The organism is Pseudarthrobacter naphthalenicus, from assembly GCF_029076445.1.
Taxonomy (GTDB): domain Bacteria; phylum Actinomycetota; class Actinomycetes; order Actinomycetales; family Micrococcaceae; genus Arthrobacter; species Arthrobacter naphthalenicus.
Window position 1 is genome coordinate 59,959 of the sequence record NZ_JARESG010000002.1, and the last position, 19,437, is coordinate 79,395.

Here is a 19,437-nt window from a genome sequence, read left to right on the forward strand (position 1 = left end):
GGCGCGGTGGCGCGTCAGCGGCGGAATGCACCGCGGGGCCAGGGCAGGGTGGCCACCAGGATTGCGGCCAGCGTCAGGATGGTCCCCAGGATGGTGGGCAGCGCCACCACGGAGCCCGGGGCGGGGACCACAACGTCAAGGATCAGCGAACCCACCAGCTGCCCCGCGATCATGCCCAGCCCGGTCACCAAAACGCCCAGCCCGCGGACCAGCACGGCAGCCAGCCCGATGAAGATACAGCCCATGGGCCCGCCAAGGTAGTACCACCACTCTCCGGGCAGCGGATTCCCGGCGCCCGCCACGGCGACTTTGATGCCCCACACAATCCAGAGGAGCAGGCCCCCGGCGATGAAGTTGACCAGGGTTGCCGCGATCGGCGTGCCGTAGTGCAGGGTTGCGGTCCCGTTCATGGCCTGCTGGAAACTCATCAGGAATCCCGCCGCCAGTGGCAGCATGAGCGGCAGCAGGAGCAGCCCGACGTCGGCGGCGTTGCCAAAGCGCGGGGACACGGCCCAGGCCACGGCAATGATGGTGAGCACACTTCCGATGATGCGCACGCCGGTGATGCCGCGCTTGCCGCCGGGGCCGATCCCGAGCCGGTCCACGAGCAGGCCGCTGAGGGTCTGTCCGGTGACGGTGGCCACGGTGAACAGGGCCACCCCGAGCAGGCCAACGGTTGTGGACTGGGCAAAGACGAAGAACGCGCCCACGCCGCCGGCGAGGACGTAGTACCGCGGAAAGCTGCGCTCCCTGAGGGCCGGGATAATCCGTGCCAGGCCGGCCCGGCCCCTGGGCAGCAGCAGCGCGATGATGGCGATCAGGATCAGGCCGGTGCTGAAGCTCACCACGGCCGCGGCGATGCCGTCACCCAAGCGGACGCCGAGGGCGCCGTTGATGCGGCCCTGGACGGGAATGGCCAGCCCGGCAGCGACTGCCAGGGGAAGGCCAACGAGCAGCGGCAGCCGTGGGGGGTGGGTCATTGAATTCACCTTACGTCAGGCATCATTGCTGTATGAGCAACCAGGACATCGAAGAGATCCCCATCCGTGACAGCATGATCCGGCTCGGCCAGCTCCTGAAGCTTGCCAGCCTGGTGGAAGACGGCGTGGAAGCGGCCGAGCTCATCAAAAGCGGACTTGTTAAGGTGAACGGCGAAATCGATGAACGCCGCGGCCGCCAACTGCACAACGGCGACACCGTCAACGTCAACGGCCGCACGGTCAGGATCGTCGCCCCGGAGGCCTGAAAAAGCTGTACCCCTACGGGGTGTTTACTTGTTCAGCACTTCGTGCGTCAGGAACTCGGAGACGTGGCCGATTTCCTGCTGGTTGATGCCGTGCCACATTCCCGTATACAGCACTTTGGTGAGCTTGACGTGGCCGCGGACCCAGCCCATGGTGTATTCGATCTTGTCCGGGGTGATCACCGGGTCCTGCTGGTCGCGGCCCCAGAACAGGGGGACGGTACCGTCAAGTTCGCTGTCCCTGAACGCAGGATCGCCGTCCGCATTGACCACAAACCCGGAAAGCCCGACGACGGCGGCGTAGTCCGCGGGCCGGTACCGGAGCAGCGTGGTGGCCATGGCCATTCCCATGGAGAAGCCGAGCAGCGTCACGGACGGGTGGTCGGCCTTGACGGAGTCGATCCAGTCCTGCACGTAGTCGGCGGCTTTCTTCACGGCGTCCAGGGAGTATTCGATGGTGTCCGTCAGCGGGAACCACATAAAACCGGGCCCGGTGGGCAGCGGCGCCCTGAGCGAGGCCACCACAAATTCCTCCGGCAGCATGTCCGCAAGGCTCAGGAGGTCCTGTTCGTTGGCGCCGTAGCCGTGAAGCAGGACCAGCAGCGGCCGTCCGGAGCGCTGGTCCTCGGGCCTGGACCATAGAACAACAGGGGCAGGAAATACTTGGGCGTCAGTCATGGTTTCCATTCTTACAGTTACCGAGGGGTAACTACCTACGGTGGCGTAGCTTGAGAACGAGAGGGCAGGATAGGACCGTGACTGAAGCAAGAGCCATGCAGAACCTTCCCCCGGCGACACAAACCCACCCCTGGACCCGCTACGTGGCGATGGGTGACTCCTTTACCGAAGGCATCGGCGATCCCGAGCCAACAAGTCCCGGCGGGTACCGCGGCTGGGCGGACCGGGTGGCCGAGGAACTGGGCCGTGGCCAGGACGACTTCGCCTACGCCAACCTCGCCGTCCGTGGCAGGCTCCTGCAGCAAATCGTGGACCAGCAGCTGGCCGCGTGCCTGGCGCTCAAGCCGGACCTGGTCACACTTTCCGCCGGCGGCAACGACCTCATCCGGCCCGGCGGGGACCCTGACGCCCTGGCCGAAAAGCTCGATTCCGTGGTCCAGATCCTCTCGATGGGCGGCGCGACGGTAGTGCTGTTCAACGGACCGGACACCGGGTCCTCGGTCCTCGGCCGGATCCGCAGCAAGGTGGCCATCTACAACGAGAACCTGAGGACCGTAGCCGCCCGTCATGATGCCGTCATCGCGGACATGTGGTCCCTGAAACAGCTCAACGACCCGCAAATGTGGGACGTGGACCGGCTGCACTTTTCGCCCCTGGGCCACCACACCATCGCCGCCATGGTGCTTGAGTCGCTTAATGTCAGCCACACCCTCGAACCGAGCATTCCGAAGCCGTTGCCGCCGCGGACCTGGCGCGAGGCCCGCAGCGGAGACCTCGTCTGGGCCCGCGAATACTTTGTCCCGTGGGTGGTCCGGCGGCTGCGTAACCGCTCCTCCGGGGATGGCATCACGGCAAAACGCCCGACGCCGGGACCCGTCTTCGGCCCGGGGGTTCCGCTGGGTTCCGGTGAAGGCCCGCTGGGCACCGCCACCGGGGCGCGCCGCTGAACCGGGGGCTTAAACTGGAGGGACACATATGAGAGGCGCTACCCCGTGAACAGCTTGTTTTTCTGGATCATCATCCTGTCGTTCGTGGTGCCGATGGCGATGCGGATGTACCGGAAGTCCGTCAACAAACGAAACCAAGGGCAGGGCTTCTCCGGCGGCTACCCGGGGCAATATCCGGGCCAGTTTCCCGGTCCGCAAAGCCGGGAGCCCCGCGACGGCTACACACAGCAGGACTACATGAGTGGCGGCTACCGCGAGATCATGAGTTCGCAGCCCCTCCCGCCCGGCGAGCCGCTGCCGCCGATGCAGCCGGTCCCGCCCGCCAACCAGCAGTTCCCGCCGTATGGTCAGCAGTTCCCGCCGTATGGTCAGCCACAGGATTATGGCCAGCCCCAGCAGTTCGGCCGGCCCCAGGATTATGGTCAGCCGCAGGACTATGGCCAGCCGCAGCAGTACGGAGAGGCACCGAAGGCGCCGGCTGCTCCGGCGACTCCCCCGCCGCCGTCGGCCCCGCAGGGTTACCGCGCGCGTAAGCTCGCGGAACTGGACCAGCAGTACAGTAACGGCGAGCTGGCCATGGAGGACTACATGAAGCGCCGCTCCGACATCATGAACGGCTAATCCTGAAGGCGCGGACCGCTTAGGTCCCGGCCAGACCAGGAACGTGGCTAGACCAGGAACGTGCTCCGCAGTTGGCTGCCGAGCTGGCCGATCTCGGTGAGGAAGCCGTCGTGGCCGATGGGGGCTTCGATGACGTGCACGGCAACGTCCCCGGGCAGCGCTGCCGCCAGCTGGTGGGACTGGGACGGGAAGTAGAGACGGTCGCTGTCCACGGCAGCCACAAAGAACCTGGCGGTCGCCCGGCCCAGGGCCTCGTCCAGGGAACCCCGCCCGCGGGTGACATCGTGGCTCATCAGGGCATCGGTGATCGCGATGTAACTGTTCGCATCGAACCTGCTCACCAGCTTCCGGCCCTGGTGGTCCAGGTAGCTTTCCACCTGGTAGCGGCCGCGCTCCCCCAGCGCCGCGGCCTTGAACGGTGATTCGGGGACCTGTGCTGAGCGTCCGAACCGGCCGTCAAATTCCGCTGCGGAACGGTACGTGATGTGCGCAATGCGCCTTGCCAGGGCGAGGCCGTCCTCAGGGAGCGGGCCGCCGTAATAGTCGCCGTCGTTGAAGTTGACGTCCTGGCGGATGGCGAGGGTTTGGGCCTGGGCGAAGGCGATCTGTTCGGCCGTGCTCGCGGCCCCCACCGAGATGACGGCGCAGCGCTGCACCCGCTCCGGAAAAGTGACCGCCCATTCCAGGGCGCGGGCCCCGCCCATGGAGCCGCCCAGCACCGCAAACCAGCTATGGATGCCCAGCTGATCGGCCAGCCGGGCCTCGGCGGCCGTGGAATCCCGCAGGGTCACCAGCGGAAACCGGGACCCCCAGGGTTTTCCGTCCGGAGCGGCGGACGACGGGCCGGTGGAGCCGTAGCACCCGCCCACCATGTTGATGGACACCACAAAGAACCGGTCCGTGTCCACCGGCGCGCCCGGTCCGGCCAGCTGCTCCCACCAGCCGGGCTCGTCACTGTCGCCGCGGGTCACGTGGGTGCTTCCGGTCAGGGCGTGCTCGATCAGGACCGCGTTGGAGCGGTCCGCGTTCAGCGTGCCCCACGTTTCATAGGCCAGGGTGACGTCCGGCAGGTAACCGCCGGCTTCGAGCTCCAGGCCACCGATGTTTGCATAGCGGACCACGCCGTTTCCGGGAGCGGCCGTTCGGGAGATGGTGATCGTCATGGAATGGACCTCTTCTACGCGCTTGCCCGCCGTCAATTGACCGGCTGGCCAGGTCTTCACCCGGGGCACCCCACCACGGAAGAGGGTTGCCGGCCAGCAAGCCGGGGCTGTCGCTGGCACTCATGACCTGGTTCGAGTGTACGAAACAGCCCCGGCTAAGGCTAAGCGTGTGACCGGTTATGACTTCACGGATTGACTCGCGCGCGGGTTACTGATGGCCGCCTGCCGCATCCGAAACGGGTCCGGCGGATTTGTCCGCCGCCTTGGCTGCCCGGAATCCGGCTTCGAGGTCGGCGATGATGTCATCGATGTGCTCGATGCCCACAGACAGACGGACCAGCCCCGGCGTGACACCGGCGATGGCCTGCTGCTCGGCCGAGAGCTGGCTGTGTGTGGTGGAAGCCGGATGGATCACCAGCGAGCGGACGTCTCCGATGTTCGCCACGTGGGAGTGGAGTTCCAGCGCATCCACGAAGCGTTTGCCTGCCTCAGCCCCGCCTGCCAGGTTGAACCCGACCACGGCGCCGGTGCCCTTGGGACCGTATTTGAGTCCCCGCTGGTACCAGGGGCTGGACGGGAGGCCCGCGTAAGCCACCGATTCGACGTCGTCCCGCGCCTCGAGCCAGCGGGCCACCTCCACGGCGTTCGCCACATGCCGTTCCACCCTCAGGCTCAGGGTTTCCAGCCCCTGCGCAATGAGGAAGGCGTTGAACGGGGACACCGCGGAGCCCAGGTCGCGAAGCAGCTGGACCCGGGCCTTCAGGATGTAGGACAGGTTGGCGCCGAGCGCTCCGTCCGCACCAAGATCGCGGGCGTAAACCAGACCGTTGTAGGTGGGATCCGGGGTGTTGAATCCGGGGAACCGCTCCGGGTCCTTGCCGAAGTCAAAATTGCCTGAGTCCACGATCACCCCGGCGATGGCGGAGCCGTGGCCGCCCAGGTACTTGGTGGCGGAGTGAACCACAATATCCGCGCCCCACTCCAGCGGGCGGATCAGGTATGGCGTGGAAAGGGTGTTGTCCACGATCAGCGGCACACCCGCCTCATGTGCAGCCTTCGAAACCCCTTCAAGGTCCAGGACGTCCTGGCGCGGGTTGGAGACCACCTCAGCGAAGAACAGCTTGGTGTTCGGCTGCACGGCATCGCGCCACTGCTCCAGGTTGTCCGGGTCCGCCACAAACGTGACGGAGATGCCGAACTTCTTCAGGGTGTGCGCCAGCAGGTTATAGGTGCCGCCGTAAAGGCTCGGGCTGGCCACCACGTGGTCCCCGGCTTCGGCGATGTTCAGGATGGCAAAGGTTTCCGCCGCCTGTCCGGAGCTCAGCAGCAGGGCCCCGAGCCCTCCTTCCAAGCTGGCGATCCGCTGCTCCACGGCGTCCTGCGTGGGGTTGCCGATGCGGGTGTAGATCGGTGCCAGTTCTGCCAGGGCGAACCGGTTGGCGGCGCTTTCCGCGCTGGGAAACACGAACGACGTCGTCTGGTAGATCGGCAGTGCGCGGGCGCCGGTGGCGCTGTCCGGCTCCTGTCCGGCGTGGATCTGGCGGGTTTCGAAAGACCATCCGTTCGACATTCGGGGCTCCTTTGACGAGGTGGGGCAGTGCTCGGTTGCGTTCAGCATAGGAAGGCTTCCCAGCCGATAACAGGATTATGACGAAGGTGGTCGGATGGCCCACTCTTCAGCGTTCCGTTGAGGTTTGTGCCGAACGAAAGAAACCTGGAAAACCCAGTAAGGCAACCCTTAGCTGAGAGGCTCATCACAAAGTGCCAAGATGATGGCATGCGCATGGATCACGTCTCTTACGCCTGTGAACAAGATGGCCTGGCTGCCACCACCGAACGTATTTCGTCTGCCCTCGGCGTTGAAGCCGTGAAGGGTGGAGTTCATCCCCGGTTCGGAACCCGGAACATGATCATTCCCCTCGCCGGACACAAATACCTGGAAGTGGTGGAGGTCCTGAACCACCCTGCTTCGGACAAGGCTCCCTTTGGGCAGGCCGTCCGCGCCAGGTCCGAAGCCGGCGGCGGTTGGATGGGCTGGTGCGTCGAAGTGGACGACCTCGCCCCCTTCGAACAGCGCCTGGGCCGCGCCGCGGTCAACGGAAACCGCAAGTTCCCCGACGGCCGCGAGCTGATCTGGAAGCAGATCGGCATCCTGGGCCTCATCGCGGACCCGCAGGTTCCCTACATGCTCAAATGGGAAGGCGACCCGGCCCTCCACCCGTCCAACGCCTACGAAAGCAACGTCAAGATGAGCTGCCTGACCATTGCAGGCTCGGCCGAACGTGTGACTGAATGGCTGGGGGAACCCGTTGAGAAGCCGCTGGAGGACGTGGCGGTGGAGTGGGTTGCTCCGAAGGGAACGCCCGGAATCCTGTCCGTAACCTTTGAAACCGCCAAAGGCGCAGTCACTATCTGATCATCTCCACCCGACCGGTTTCCGGTCACCCGGGCAGTGCCGCCCGGAACAAATCTTCGGCCGCCATCAGCGGGTGCCAATGTCGCCACCCGCCGATGGCGGCCGGATCACTTTCAGCCCAACCCCACGGCCCGGCCGAAGAGGCTGAAGCCCACGAAAGCGACGATGTCCAACAGTGCGTGTGCCACCACCAGCGGCATCACCCGTTTCGTCCTGGTGTAGAGCCAACCGAAGACCAACCCCATGACCAGATTGCCAAAGAACGGTCCGAAGCCCTGGTAGAGGTGGTAGCTGCCCCGCAGTGTGGCACTGGTCATGATCGCCAGCGGAACGCTCCAGCCGAACTTGCCGAAGCGGTCCAGGAGGTACCCCACCACAATGACCTCCTCCACCACCGCATGCCGGAGCGCGGAGAGTATCAGGACGGGGATGGTCCACCAGTGGGCATCAAGCGCGCTGGGGATGATGGCCGTGGTGATGCCCAATGCCCGTCCGGCGGCGTAAAGCCCCAGCGACGGTATGCCAATGAGCGCCGCCAGCCCCAGGCCCTGGAGCAGGTCACGTGCGGGCCGGGCAAAGTTGAACCCCAATTTTTGGAAGGCCGAGCTCCCCTGCGCGCCCGTCCCCGTCCCCGCGCCCGCGCGCACCTGCCGCTGATCGGTAAGGAAGTAGAGGACAAGCAGCACGGGCACCAGGGCGAAGATGATGTCCAGCAGCTGGTAGGTGAGGTCAAAGTATTCGCGGGAACTCCGCGACTGGTTCAGGGTGGAAGTCCCTTCCGCCAGCGGCGCCCGCGACATTTTGTCCAGCAGTTGCACCACTGAATAAACGGCTGACTGGCCCAGGGAAAGCCCCAGCACAATCCAGACTTCATACCGCAACCGGCGGCGGGAGGGAACCAACATGGTTCCATCTTGCCTGCCGTAACTGGTTCTTTGCTGATTCCTGACAACCCGGCTCGCCGGACGCGCCACGGTGCGAGAGCGTTCGTCAAAAACCCGCATTAAGTGAGAGAGCGTCCGGGGTGGGGACTTATGCTTGGGCCTTATGAGCGAGCCAGGGAAAATCATCATGATCCGGCACGGCCAGTCCGCGGCGAACGTGGATACCACCATTTACAACCGGATCCCGGACTACCGGATCCCGCTGACGCCCCTGGGCCTGGTCCAGGCCGCTGCGGCCGGTGAACGGATCCGCCGGGAACTGGATGGCCGGCAGGTCTGTGTCTACGTATCGCCCTATCTGCGGGCGTATCAGACCTTGGAGGCGCTGAACCTGGGCAACCTGACGGAGCGCGTGATCGAGGAGCCGAGACTGCGGGAACAGGACTGGGCCAATTTCCAGATCAGTGACGAGATTGAGGACCAGAAGGAACTGCGGAACGCCTACGGTCATTTCTTCTACCGCTTCCGCGAAGGTGAATCCGGCTCAGACGTCTACGACCGGATTTCATCCTTCATGGAGACCCTGCACCGGCACTGGTCCAAGCCCGACTATGCGCCGAATGCCCTGCTGGTGACCCATGGCCTGACCATGCGGTTGTTCTGCATGCGCTGGTTCCACTGGTCCGTGGAGTATTTCGAAAGCCTGAATAATCCCAACAACGCCGAGGTCCGGACTTTGGTGCGCACCGACCTTGGCAAGTATGAACTCGATTTCCCGTTCACCCAGTGGGTTGACCGCAGGGTGGACGAGACCGTCCTGGATGCGCCGACGGTGATGTACTAGCGTTGCCCGCCCGGGGCGACTATCACCTCGGTGCCTTTGGCTTCAAACGCCGCCTTATCCTCGGCGGAGATCCCCGCATCGGTGATCAACCGGCTGAACTCGTAACCGTCCATGGTGGCGAACGCCCGGACACCCACCTTGGAGGAGTCTGCCAGCACATAGGACACCCGGGCCCGGCTGGCGAGGAGTGCATTGACCGAGGCTTCGCCTTCGCCGGTGTTGGTTGGCCCCACCACGGGATCGATGCCGTTCACGCCAATGAAGGCAATGTCCAGGACCACCTTCTGCATGATGATGTCCGTATAGGGACCCACGAGCTCATACGACCGGGGGTTCAGGATGCCGCCGGTGACCATGACCTTGATGTTGGGACGGACCGCAAGCTGCGAGGCGATATTGATGGCGTTCGTGACCACCGTGAGCGTGGGCTGGTTGGCGGGAGCATTGAGGTCCTCGCGGGTTGCCAGGATCTGGGCCAGGGCGGTGCTGGTGGTGCCGCCGCAGAGCCCGATCACTGCGCCGGGCCAAATCAGGGCCGAGGCTGCCTGGGCGATCTGTTCCTTGGCCTCGGCATGATCGTCACGGTTGTAGCGCCCGGGCAGGTCATAGGCCAGTGCCCCGATGGTGGCTCCGCCCCTGGTCCGGGTCAGCAGCCGGCGGTTGGCCAGGCTGTCGAGGTCCCGCCGCGCCGTGGCCGGCGAGACGCCGAGCTGGGTGACGATTTCATCCACCTCCACCTGGCCGGTTTTTGCGAGGATGTCCAGGATGGCCGTCAAGCGGTCGGTGCGGGTCATGGGGCCTTTCAGCGTCAAACAATCACCCAAATGTGACGTTTGATGATCATATCAGAGAGGAACAATCACATAACGTCATTTCCGCCGGGCCTTTCACCCGGCCTTTGGGCGCCCGCGCGGGCCATCCGAACGTCGGGCTAGCGTGCCCGGACGCCGGCCCGCCACACGGCGTAGGTGAGCGGCATCCCCGGACGGTAGGCAAGATGCGTGGCGGACGGCGCGTTCAGCATATGCAGGTCCGCCCGATGCCCCACCGCGAGTGATCCCACCGCGCGTTCGCCGTCGGCGTCGTTCCCTGCCTCCCGGTGCAGCGCGAGAGCTCCACCGTAGGTAGCGGCGCGCACCGCCTCATGGACGCTGAGGCGCATCTGCAACACGGCAGTGGCCACACAGAACGCCATGGAACTCGTGTAGGAGGTACCGGGGTTGGCGTTCGAAGCCAGTGCCACCTGCACGCCGGCGTCCAGCAGCTCACGCCCGGGAGCCAGCGCCTGCCGGGTGGACAGGTCACACGCGGGCAGGCACGTGGCGACGGTCCCCCGCCGGCCTGAGCCGGTTTCCGGATCCCAGCCCGACCAGCTGTCCGCGAGCGCTGTAACGTCAGCGGGAGCCAGATAGTTCACATGGTCCACGCTCGCCGCCCCCAGCTCCGCTGCCAGCTGGACGCCCGGACCCACTCCCAGCTGGTTGCCGTGCACCCTGAGTCCGAGTCCGGCAGACCGGCAGGCCTCCAACACCCGGCGGGACTGTTCCGCGGTGAAGGCCCCCTCCTCGCAGAACACATCCGCCCAGCGGACGTAAGGACGGACGGCGTCCAGCATCGGCCCGCAGACCAGCTCGGTGTAAGCGTCGGCATCGGATCCGGCGGGGACCAGGTGCGCGCCGAGGAACGTCACCTCATCGGCCACGGTGGAGGCGATCCTCGCGCTGCGCGCCTCCTGCTCAACGTCCAGTCCGTAGCCGGTTTTGGTTTCCAGGTACGTGGTGCCCTGGGCGACGGCCTCCGCGACGCGGGCCAGCGCCAGCCTGGTGAGGTCGAAGTCAGTGGTCCGTCGCGTGGCCTCCACCGTCACCGCGATGCCACCCGCGGAATAGGATTCACCGGCCATCCGCGCTTCAAACTCCGCGGTCCGGTCCCCCGCGAAGACCAGGTGGGTGTGGGAATCCACCCAGCCCGGAAGGACGGCGCGGCCGCCCGCGTCCACGGAGTCGTCGGCCGCCGGCGCAGCAGCAGCCGCACCAAGCCAGGCGATCCGCTCCCCCTCGATCACCATCGCGGCGTTTTTCAGGACCTTGTGCTCCAGGTCCTGGGTCATCAGCTCGGCAATGTTGGTGATCAGGGTGCTCATGCAACCATTCTTCAGCGCCGGATGGACCAGCGCGTGGCGGCCAGCGCCTCCGCTGTCCGGGATTCCGGACCGGCTCCGGCACCCGACCCTGGTGCGGCGTCCGGCCCGGCGCCTTGCCCGGCCAGAATCTGGGCGGCCGCCAGTTCCGCCATTGCCGAGGACGTCTGGAAGCCGTACCCGCTCTGGCCCGCGAGCCAATAGAACCCGGGGGCCTCGGCGTCGAACCCTGCCACGGGAATGCCGTCCGCCGCCTCGGTCCGGAGCCCCGTCCACGCACTCCGCACGCCGCTGATCCCAAGCGTGGTCACCTGGTTGAGCTTCGCAACCAGCTGTTCCACATCACCCGGCCGCGGCTGTGCGTCCTCGGGGCCGCTGGGGACCGCTTCCGACGGCGAGATCAGCACGCCTTGACCCTCGCGCCGGAAGTAGAACGACTGATCCGCTGCCGCCACCATGGGGCTGTGCTCGGGAAGGGGGCGTTCGACGTCGACAATCGCCGCGGTGCGCCGGTACGGCTGCAGCCCCAGCTTCTCCACCCCGCTGATCACCGCGACCTCGTCAGCCCAGGCGCCGGCAGCGTTCACCATGACAGCAGCTTCGAAAGCTTCCTGACCGGCGCCGATTTGCCATCCCGAGCCCAGCCGCTGGGCGGAATGCACGCGGGCACCGGTCATTATGTGCGCCCCGGCTGCTTCGGCCCGCGCCCGGTGGTCTGCAAGCAGGGCAGGGGCATCGCAGCCGAACGATCCGGAGTCCAGGCCGGCAGCAGTGAAGGAATCCGGCACCAGGACGGGGCACAGCTCCATCGCCTCGGCGTGGGTGATGGGTTTCATCTGGCCGCTGCCCTCTGCCAGCACGGATTCCTCGGTGCCGATGAGCATAAAGCTGCGCGGCGACAGAACCGGACGGGGCAGTTCCGCGTCCCGGGCCGCCATCAGCTGGAGCGTCCGGCGGGTCAATTCCTGCACCACCGCGGGGCCGTAGCTGGGGATCAGCTGGCGGGCCGAACGGGAGGAGGTGTGGTACCCCAGCTCCTGTTCCGCTTCCACCAGGGCAACAGTGCATTTGCCGGCGAGGGCGGACACCAGGGAGAGACCGGCGATACCGCCGCCAACTATGAGGACATCGTAATGGGCTGACATGGCTCCATCTAACCATTACTGCTCCGTTAGCGGCAGGGACGGTTTATCCCACGACAGCCGCACGGCTGGCGACGAAGGCACCCACGCACGCTTCGACGTCGTCCGCTGAATGCGAAGCCGAGAGCTGGACGCGGATGCGGGCGGCACCACGGGGAACCACCGGGAAGCTGAACGCCGTAACGAAAACGCCGTGTTGGAGCATCTGGTCCGCCACCTTGGCTGCCATCACGGCATCGCCGAACATGACCGGGACAATGGCGTGTTCGCCGGCCAGGAGATCGAAGCCCTCTTCGGTCATCCGGCGCCGGAACAGGGCCGCATTCCCGAACAGCCGGGTCCGCAGTTCACCCGAGCTTTCCACCAGGTCCAGCGCTTTGATGGTGGCGGCAACGATGGCGGGGGCGAGCGAGTTGGAGAACAGGTACGGCCGGGCCTTCTGGCGCAGCATGGCCACCACTTCGCTTCGTCCGGACACGTAGCCGCCGGACGCGCCACCGAGCGCCTTGCCGAACGTTCCGGTGTAGATGTCCACCCGGTGCGACACGCCCGCGTGCTCCGGGGTTCCGGCGCCGGTGGCACCCATGAAACCGACGGCGTGGGAATCGTCCACCATCACCAGGGCGTCGTACTTGTCGGCGAGGTCGCAGATGGCTTCGAGGGGCGCGAGGTAGCCGTCCATGGAGAACACGCCGTCGGTGACGATGATCTTGCGGCGGGCGGGCGTCTCCTGCGTGGTGGCCTCAATGAGCCTGGCCTCGAGGTCCGCCATGTCCTGATTGGCGTAGCGGAACCGCTGGGCCTTGCAGAGCCGGATGCCGTCGATGATCGAGGCGTGGTTCAGGGCGTCGGAGATGACGGCGTCTTCCGGTCCGAAGAGGGATTCGAAGACGCCGCCGTTGGCATCAAAGCAGCTGGAGAACAGGATGGTGTCCTCGGTGCCCAGGAATGCGGAGACCCTGGCCTCCAGTTCCAGGTGCAGGTCCTGGGTGCCGCAGATGAAGCGCACGCTGGCCATGCCGAAGCCGCGGGTGTCCATGGCCTCCTTTGCCGCGGCAATGATGTCCGGGTGATCGGCCAGGCCCAGGTAGTTGTTGGCACAGAAGTTCAGGACGGCGGTGCCGGGCTGGCCAATCTGCCCGGCGGTCACGTGGCTGGACTGCGGAGAATTGATGCTGCGTTCGGTCTTGAAGAGCCCGGCGGTCCGGATCTCGTCCAGTTCGGCCTGGAGCTGGTCTTTGATGGCGGTGTACATGATGCTCCTTAGAGTTCTGTCCAGTCGAGGACAACTTTTCCGCCGACGCCGGCGCGGGCAATCTCAAAGCCTTTTTCCCAGTCACGGGCCGGAAGCCGGTCCGTGACGACTGCCGAGATGGCAGCGTGCAGAACCGGATTGGAGGACAGCATCGCGCTCATGGCGTACCAGGTCTCGTACATTTCCCGGCCATAGATGCCCTTGAGGGTCAGCATGTGCGTGACCACCTTGCCCCAGTCGATGGTGATGTCCTGGCTGGGCAGCCCCAGCATGGCAATACGGCCGCCGTGGTTCATGTTGTCGATCATCTCAGGCAGCGCCGTGGGGTGGCCGGACATTTCCATGCCGATGTCGAACCCTTCACGCATGCCCAGCTCACGCTGGGCGTCGCGCACGCGGGTGGTGGAGACGTCGATGGCGAGGTCCACGCCGAGCTGCCGGGCCAGGTCCAGCCGGGGCTGCGAGACGTCGGTGATGGCGATCTTGCGCGCTCCGGCGTGGCGGGCAACGGCGATGGCCATGAGCCCGATGGGGCCCGCCCCCGTGATGAGCACGTCTTCTCCCACCAACGGGAAGCTGAGGGCGGTGTGCACGGCGTTGCCGAACGGATCAAAGATCGCACCCAGTTCCGGGGTGACGGAGGGATCATGGTGGACCCAGACGTTGGTCTCGGGGATGACCACGTATTCGGCGAAGGCGCCGTCCCGCTGCACGCCCACGCTGACCGTGTGGATGCACATCTGCCGGCGGCCCGCCCGGCAGTTGCGGCAGATGCCGCACACCACATGGCCCTCGCCGGACACCCGGTCCCCCACCTTGACGTCCCGGACGTCCCCGCCCGTCTCCACCACTTCGCCGTAGAACTCGTGGCCGGCGATCAGCGGCGCGTTGATCATCCCCTGCGCCCAGGAATCCCAGGACTGGATGTGCAGGTCCGTGCCGCAGATGCCCGTGGTCATGACCCGGATCTTGACGTCATCGGGACCGGCCGCGGGCTCCGGGCGGTCGACCAGCTCGAACCCTGCGTGGGCGCCGGACTTGAAGAGGGCCTTCATGGGCTTCCTGACTGTTGGCGGGCGCCCCGCTTCTGCGCGGCGGAAATCCTCCCTTCATTAGAGCCACTCCAAAGCATTAGCACAAGCAGTATTTTCTCAATCGACGATGAAGGATTCACTAACGCTTAGACTGGCGGAATGGAAATACACCAGCTGGAGATCCTTCGTGAACTCGGCGCCCTGGGCAGCGTGAAGGCCGTGGCGGAAACCCTCATGGTGACACCTTCCGCCGTCTCCCAGCAGCTGTCCCTGCTCCAGCGTGGTGTGGAGGTGCCGCTGACGCGGAAAGAGGGCCGGAACCTGGTGCTCACCGAGGCCGGTCAGGTGCTCGCGGACGCGGGCGCCGCCGTCGTCAGCGCCATGGCTGATGCCCGCACCGCGATCGGCGCCTATCACGGCTCGCCGGTGGCGCCGGTGACACTCAGCGGCTTCCACAGCGCGGGCCAGGCCTTGTTTGCCCCGCTGGCGCGGCTGCTGGACGCCCCCGGCAAGCCCCTGGTCCAGCTTTCCGACGAGGACGTGGCGCAGCAGGACTTCCCCGGGCTGACCGCACGTTACGACCTGGTGCTGGCGCACCGGATGGACCACAGTCCGCGCTGGCCCCGGGAGCGGGTGGCCGTCATTCCGCTGGCGCACGAACCGCTGGATGTCGCCCTCCCGGCGGACCACCGCCTCGCCGGGCAGCAGACGGTCACAGCGGCCGACGTCGTGGGCGAACCATGGGTGACCAGCCACACTGGGTACTCCCCCGCGGATGTCCTGTCCGCCGTCGCGGCCGTCTCCAGCAGGGAACTGAACATCGTCCACCGGATCAACGACTACTCCACGGTGGCGGCGCTGGTGGCCGCGGGCGGCGTGGTGGGCCTGCTGCCGCGGCACACGGCCCGGCCGGTGCTCAATCCGGGTATTGTGCTGCGGCCGCTGGAGGGGATCAGCACGCGGCGGCGGATCGACATCCTGGCGCGGCCGGAGAACCTGAAGCGCCGGTCGGTGGTGATGGTGTGCGAGGCCCTGCAGGCGATCATGACCGGGCTGGTGGAGCAGGACTGACGGCGCGCGTTCCTGCCCCCCAACTAAGTAGCGCTATGTGTCGTTTTGAGGGCCCAAAACGACACATAGCGCTACCTACTTGGGGCGGGGATCAGCTTTTACTGGTGGTTGCTTTGCGGCCGTTGGCGTGGCCCTTGCCATGGCCTTTGCCCAAACCAAGCCCTTTGTCCGCACGGGCCGGCGCGCCCTTGACGATCCCCGCTGCCGTGGCCCGGTCCCCGTTCTTCACACCCGAGATCCGCACGGCGTCACCGGCGGCGATATCCGCGATGGTCCCGGCTGTGGGCTTGAGCTTTTTGCCGTCCGCGCCCTTGGACGGCGATCCGTCGGCGGCAGGCGCAGGGAACATGGTGATTTGTGTTTCTGCGTTGACCGCGTAGTTCTGAGTGAAACCGTCTTCGCTCTTGACCGTCACCGATGTGGAGCTGACGGAGTCCACGGTGCCCCGTTGGGTCAGCTGCGTTTCAAAGGTCCCGTCAGCTTTCTTCACCACGCTTTCGCCGTGCAGCTGCTGGGGGCGCTGGGACTTGTGGGCTTCACCGGGCTGTCCCGGTGCCGCTCCCGGCGCCGTTTCCGGTGCCTTTCCCGGTGCGGATCCGGAGGCCGACGGTGTCGGTGTTGGTGACGGGCTTGGCGGGTCACCGGCGGACCAGGCAATCGCCGTGCCCGCACCGGTCAACGCCAAAGCGACCATGCCGGCCAACATTGCCTTACGCAGCCGCATGGGCTCCCGGACTGACATGACGCACCTCCGCAGCACCGCAGGGCAGCGGCGCCCTGGGCCTTCAGTGTAAGACGGGCAGGCACCGCTGCGCACGAGTAGTGGGCAACCTCCGGGAAGTGAGTACTTAACGCCCAACTGGGTAGCGCTAAGTGCCGTTATGAGGGTTCAAAACGACACTTGGCGCTACCCAGTTGGGTTAATCGCGGGTGCTTAGCCCTCCACGCCCAGTTTTTCCAGGATCAGCTCCCGGACACGGGCGGCATCGGCCTGGCCGCGGGTGGCCTTCATGACGCCGCCGACGATCGCACCGATGGCCTGGAGCTTGCCGCCGCGGATCTTGTCCGCGACGTCCGGCTGCGCCGCCAGGGCGGCGTCGATGGCTTCCAGCAGGGGGCCGTCGTCGGAAACCACGGCCAGGCCGCGCTTTTCGACGATTTCCGCCGGGGTGCCTTCGCCGGCGAGGACGCCGTCCAGGACCTCGGTGGCCATCTTGTTGTTGATCTTGCCGTCTTCCACCAGCTTGTTCAGCTCCACGATGGTGGCCGGCTGGACACCCAGCTGGCCGGGATCGACGTCTGCGTTCTTGGCCCGGCCCACGATCTCGCCCATCCACCACTTGCGGGCAACAGTTGCCGAGGCACCTGCGGCAATGGTTTCCTCGATCTCGTCCATGACGCCGGCGTTGACAACGTCGCGGAATTCGAGGTCCGAGTAGCCCCAGTCAGCCTGCAGGCGCTTGCGGCGCGCGGCGGGCGGCTCGGGCAGGGTGGCCCGGAGTTCCTCCACCCACTCACGGGATGCGACGATCGGAACCAGGTCCGGCTCCGGGAAGTAGCGGTAGTCGTCAGCGTCGGACTTGGCCCGGCCCGACGTCGTCGTACGCGTGTCCTCATGCCAGTGGCGCGTCTCCTGGATGACCGGCTCGCCGGAGTCCAGGACGGCGGCGTGCCGCTGGATCTCGTAGCGGACGGCGTGTTCGACGGCGCGCAGCGAGTTGACGTTCTTCGTCTCGGAGCGGATGCCGAAGCGTTCGCGGCCGTGCGGGCGGAGCGAGACGTTGGCGTCGCAGCGCACGTTGCCGCGTTCCATCTTCGCGTCGGACACGCCAAGGTTCTTGACGATCTCGCGGACCGCGGCGACGTACGCCTTGGCCAGTTCCGGGGCCCGGCTGCCGGCGCCTTCGATCGGCTTGGTGACGATCTCCACCAGCGGCACACCCGAGCGGTTGTAGTCCACCAGCGAGAAGTCGGCACCCTGGATGCGGCCGGCCGAACCACCCATGTGCGTGAGCTTGCCGGCATCCTCTTCCATGTGGGCCCGCTCGATGTCCACGCGGAAGATGGTGCCGTCCGAAAGCTCAATGTCCAGGTAGCCGTCGTACGCGATGGGGTCTTCGTACTGGGACGTCTGGAAGTTTTTCGGGGTGTCCGGGTAGAAGTACTGCTTCCGGGCGAATGTGCAGGACTCGGCGATCTTGCAGTTGAGGGCAAGGCCGATCTTGATGGAGGACTCGATCGCGGTCTTGTTCACCACCGGCAGGACGCCGGGCATGCCCAGGTCCACCTCGTTGACGTTGGTGTTCGGCTCGTCGCCGAAGACGTTCGGAGCGGAGGAGAACATCTTGGTCTTGGTGTTCAGCTCCACGTGAACCTCAAACCCCAGCACGGGATCGTACTTCTCCATGGCCTCTTCGAAGCTCAGGGTTGCGTCAGTGCTCATTATTTTGCCTCCTGGGTTTCGATGGAAGGGGCCAGCTCGGGGGCCTGCGCCAGCAGCGGGCCGCCCCACTTCGCTTCCAGCAGCGATTCGAGCACGGCACCCACCCGGTAGAGGCGGGCGTCCTGGCGGGCCGGGGCCAGGAGCTGGATGCCGACGGGCAGTCCGTCCTCATCAGCCAGGCCGCCGGGCAGGGTCAGCCCCGGTACGCCGGCGAGGTTGGCGGGGATGGTGGCGACGTCGTTGAGGTACATCGCCAGCGGGTCGTTGAGCTTCTCGCCGAGCTTGAACGCCGTGGTGGGGGCGGTGGGCGAAATCAGGACATCGGCCTGGGCGAACGCGGCGTCAAAGTCCCGCTGCACCAGCGTGCGGACCTTCTGGGCCGAGCCGTAGTAGGCGTCGTAGTAGCCGGCGCTCAGGGCGTACGTGCCCAGGATGATGCGGCGCTTGACCTCGGCGCCGAAACCGGCGGCGCGGGTGGCTCCCATGACGCGTTCGATGGTCATGGGGCCGTCCTCGGGGAGGACGCGCAAGCCGTACCGGACGCCGTCAAACTTTGCCAGGTTGGAGGAAGCCTCCGACGGCATGATCAGGTAGTAGGCGCCCAGGGCGTACTGGAAGTTGGGGCAGGAGACCTCAACAATTTCCGCGCCGGCTTCCTTGAGCAGCTCCAGGGAATCGTTGAAGCGGTTCTCCACGCCGGCCTGGTAGCCCTCGCCGTGCAGTTCCTTGATGATGCCCACGCGCAGGCCCTCGACGTTGCCCGTGCGGGCGGCCGCCACCAGGTCGTCCAGGGGATCCGGCAGCGAGGTGGAATCGAACGGGTCGTGCCCGCCGATGACCTGGTGCAGGAGCGCCGAGTCCAGCACCGTGCGGGAGACCGGGCCGATCTGGTCCAGGGAGGAGGCCATGGCGATGGCACCGTAGCGGGAGACGCTGCCGTAGGTGGGCTTGACGCCCACGGTGCCCGTGACGGCACCGGGCTGGCGGATGGAACCGCCGGTGTCCGTGCCGAGCGCCAGCGGAGCTTCAAAAGCGGCGACGGCGGCAGCCGAACCGCCGCCTGAACCGCCCGGGATCCGGTCCAGGTCCCAGGGGTTGCGGGTGGGACCGAACGCGGAGTGCTCCGTGGAGGACCCCATGGCGAACTCGTCCAGGTTGGTCTTGCCAAGGATGGGCATCTTCGCGGCGCGGAGGCGCTTGACGACCGTGGCGTCGTAGGGGCTGTGCCAGCCCTCGAGGATCTTCGACCCGGCCGTGGTGGGCTGGCCGATGGTGACGATGAGGTCCTTGACCGCGATGGGCACACCGGCGAGTTCGTGCAGTTCCTCGGCCGCGGCACCGCCGGCGGCACGGATGGCGTCCACTTCGGCGGCGACGGCGAGTGCCTCTTCCGTGTTGACGTGCAGGAAGGCGTTCACGCCGCGTTCGCCGGCGTCGACCGCCGCGATCCGGTCCAGGAATGCCTGCGTGACCTCCACGGAGGTGACCTCGCCGGCGCGGAGCATTTCAGCCAGCCGGGCCGCGGAGAGGCGGATAAGTTCGTTGCTGTCAGTCAT

19 protein-coding genes and 1 riboswitch are annotated in these 19,437 nt (G+C 66.3%); of the genes, 6 read left to right on the plus strand and 13 right to left on the minus strand.

Annotated features, from left to right (window positions below):
* Positions 1–14: 14 nt before the first annotated feature.
* On the minus strand, positions 15–980 hold the full coding sequence (locus PY310_RS02385) for a DMT family transporter (RefSeq protein WP_275212544.1): 966 nt from the start codon (positions 978–980) through the stop codon (positions 15–17).
* Positions 981–1,012: 32 nt separating this feature from the next.
* Between PY310_RS02385 and PY310_RS02390 the strand changes: the two genes are divergently transcribed.
* Positions 1,013–1,246 carry an RNA-binding S4 domain-containing protein gene (locus PY310_RS02390; RefSeq protein ID WP_275212545.1) on the plus strand — a complete coding sequence of 78 codons (234 nt, stop codon included), beginning with the start codon at positions 1,013–1,015 and terminating at the stop codon, positions 1,244–1,246.
* A gap of 24 nt (positions 1,247–1,270) precedes the next feature.
* Here PY310_RS02390 and PY310_RS02395 read toward each other — a convergent pair whose 3' ends face one another.
* Positions 1,271–1,921: an alpha/beta hydrolase gene (locus PY310_RS02395; RefSeq protein WP_275212546.1), complete on the minus strand. Its 651-nt coding sequence runs from the start codon at positions 1,919–1,921 to the stop codon at positions 1,271–1,273.
* 95 nt (positions 1,922–2,016) lie between these two features.
* Between PY310_RS02395 and PY310_RS02400 the strand changes: the two genes are divergently transcribed.
* Both PY310_RS02400 and PY310_RS02405 read left to right on the plus strand, forming a co-directional pair.
* The gene (locus PY310_RS02400; protein WP_275212809.1) at positions 2,017–2,868 is read left to right on the plus strand and encodes an SGNH/GDSL hydrolase family protein; all 852 of its coding nucleotides are present in this window, start codon (positions 2,017–2,019) and stop codon (positions 2,866–2,868) included.
* Positions 2,869–2,913: 45 nt separating this feature from the next.
* A complete protein-coding gene (locus PY310_RS02405; RefSeq protein WP_275212547.1) occupies positions 2,914–3,489 on the plus strand; it encodes a hypothetical protein in 576 nt (191 codons plus the stop codon).
* Positions 3,490–3,536: 47 nt separating this feature from the next.
* On the opposite strand, the gene metX is transcribed toward PY310_RS02405, so the two are convergent.
* Both metX and PY310_RS02415 read right to left on the minus strand, forming a co-directional pair.
* Complete coding sequence (gene metX / locus PY310_RS02410) at positions 3,537–4,652, minus strand: homoserine O-acetyltransferase MetX (RefSeq protein WP_275212549.1); 1,116 nt, start codon at positions 4,650–4,652, stop codon at positions 3,537–3,539.
* A 13-nt stretch (positions 4,653–4,665) separates the two neighbouring features.
* Positions 4,666–4,780, minus strand: a riboswitch (SAM riboswitch).
* A gap of 80 nt (positions 4,781–4,860) precedes the next feature.
* Complete coding sequence (locus PY310_RS02415) at positions 4,861–6,270, minus strand: bifunctional o-acetylhomoserine/o-acetylserine sulfhydrylase (protein ID WP_275212550.1); 1,410 nt, start codon at positions 6,268–6,270, stop codon at positions 4,861–4,863.
* Positions 6,271–6,429: 159 nt separating this feature from the next.
* Here PY310_RS02415 and PY310_RS02420 point away from each other — a divergent pair, with 159 nt between their 5' ends.
* Positions 6,430–7,068 carry a VOC family protein gene (locus PY310_RS02420; RefSeq protein ID WP_275212551.1) on the plus strand — a complete coding sequence of 213 codons (639 nt, stop codon included), beginning with the start codon at positions 6,430–6,432 and terminating at the stop codon, positions 7,066–7,068.
* A gap of 113 nt (positions 7,069–7,181) precedes the next feature.
* Here PY310_RS02420 and PY310_RS02425 read toward each other — a convergent pair whose 3' ends face one another.
* On the minus strand, positions 7,182–7,973 hold the full coding sequence (locus tag PY310_RS02425; RefSeq protein WP_275212552.1) for a CPBP family intramembrane glutamic endopeptidase: 792 nt from the start codon (positions 7,971–7,973) through the stop codon (positions 7,182–7,184).
* A gap of 142 nt (positions 7,974–8,115) precedes the next feature.
* Here PY310_RS02425 and PY310_RS02430 point away from each other — a divergent pair, with 142 nt between their 5' ends.
* The gene (locus PY310_RS02430; protein WP_275212553.1) at positions 8,116–8,796 is read left to right on the plus strand and encodes a histidine phosphatase family protein; all 681 of its coding nucleotides are present in this window, start codon (positions 8,116–8,118) and stop codon (positions 8,794–8,796) included.
* On the opposite strand, the gene PY310_RS02435 is transcribed toward PY310_RS02430, so the two are convergent.
* The 5 genes from PY310_RS02435 to tdh all read right to left on the minus strand — a co-directional run bounded on the left by PY310_RS02435 (position 8,793) and on the right by tdh (position 14,388).
* A complete protein-coding gene (locus tag PY310_RS02435) occupies positions 8,793–9,590 on the minus strand; it encodes a DeoR/GlpR family DNA-binding transcription regulator (RefSeq protein WP_275212554.1) in 798 nt (265 codons plus the stop codon). The two genes, PY310_RS02430 and PY310_RS02435, sit on opposite strands and share 4 nt — an antisense overlap.
* Before the next feature lie 137 nt (positions 9,591–9,727).
* The gene (hutI, locus tag PY310_RS02440) at positions 9,728–10,939 is read right to left on the minus strand and encodes an imidazolonepropionase (protein ID WP_275212555.1); all 1,212 of its coding nucleotides are present in this window, start codon (positions 10,937–10,939) and stop codon (positions 9,728–9,730) included.
* Between the two features lie 11 nt (positions 10,940–10,950).
* Entirely contained in the window at positions 10,951–12,081 is a 1,131-nt protein-coding gene (locus PY310_RS02445; protein ID WP_275212556.1) for an NAD(P)/FAD-dependent oxidoreductase, read from the minus strand.
* Positions 12,082–12,124: 43 nt separating this feature from the next.
* On the minus strand, positions 12,125–13,333 hold the full coding sequence (locus PY310_RS02450; protein ID WP_275212557.1) for a glycine C-acetyltransferase: 1,209 nt from the start codon (positions 13,331–13,333) through the stop codon (positions 12,125–12,127).
* An 8-nt stretch (positions 13,334–13,341) separates the two neighbouring features.
* A complete protein-coding gene (gene tdh, locus PY310_RS02455) occupies positions 13,342–14,388 on the minus strand; it encodes an L-threonine 3-dehydrogenase (RefSeq protein ID WP_275212558.1) in 1,047 nt (348 codons plus the stop codon).
* A 138-nt stretch (positions 14,389–14,526) separates the two neighbouring features.
* Between tdh and PY310_RS02460 the strand changes: the two genes are divergently transcribed.
* Positions 14,527–15,438 carry a LysR family transcriptional regulator gene (locus PY310_RS02460; protein WP_275212559.1) on the plus strand — a complete coding sequence of 304 codons (912 nt, stop codon included), beginning with the start codon at positions 14,527–14,529 and terminating at the stop codon, positions 15,436–15,438.
* Positions 15,439–15,529: 91 nt separating this feature from the next.
* On the opposite strand, the gene PY310_RS02465 is transcribed toward PY310_RS02460, so the two are convergent.
* From PY310_RS02465 to gatA, 3 genes are all read right to left on the minus strand, one after another.
* The gene (locus tag PY310_RS02465) at positions 15,530–16,180 is read right to left on the minus strand and encodes a hypothetical protein (RefSeq protein WP_275212560.1); all 651 of its coding nucleotides are present in this window, start codon (positions 16,178–16,180) and stop codon (positions 15,530–15,532) included.
* A 192-nt stretch (positions 16,181–16,372) separates the two neighbouring features.
* Entirely contained in the window at positions 16,373–17,881 is a 1,509-nt protein-coding gene (gene gatB / locus PY310_RS02470; RefSeq protein WP_275212561.1) for an Asp-tRNA(Asn)/Glu-tRNA(Gln) amidotransferase subunit GatB, read from the minus strand.
* Complete coding sequence (gatA, locus tag PY310_RS02475) at positions 17,881–19,437, minus strand: Asp-tRNA(Asn)/Glu-tRNA(Gln) amidotransferase subunit GatA (protein ID WP_275212562.1); 1,557 nt, start codon at positions 19,435–19,437, stop codon at positions 17,881–17,883. Before gatA ends, gatB begins: the two co-directional genes overlap by 1 nt.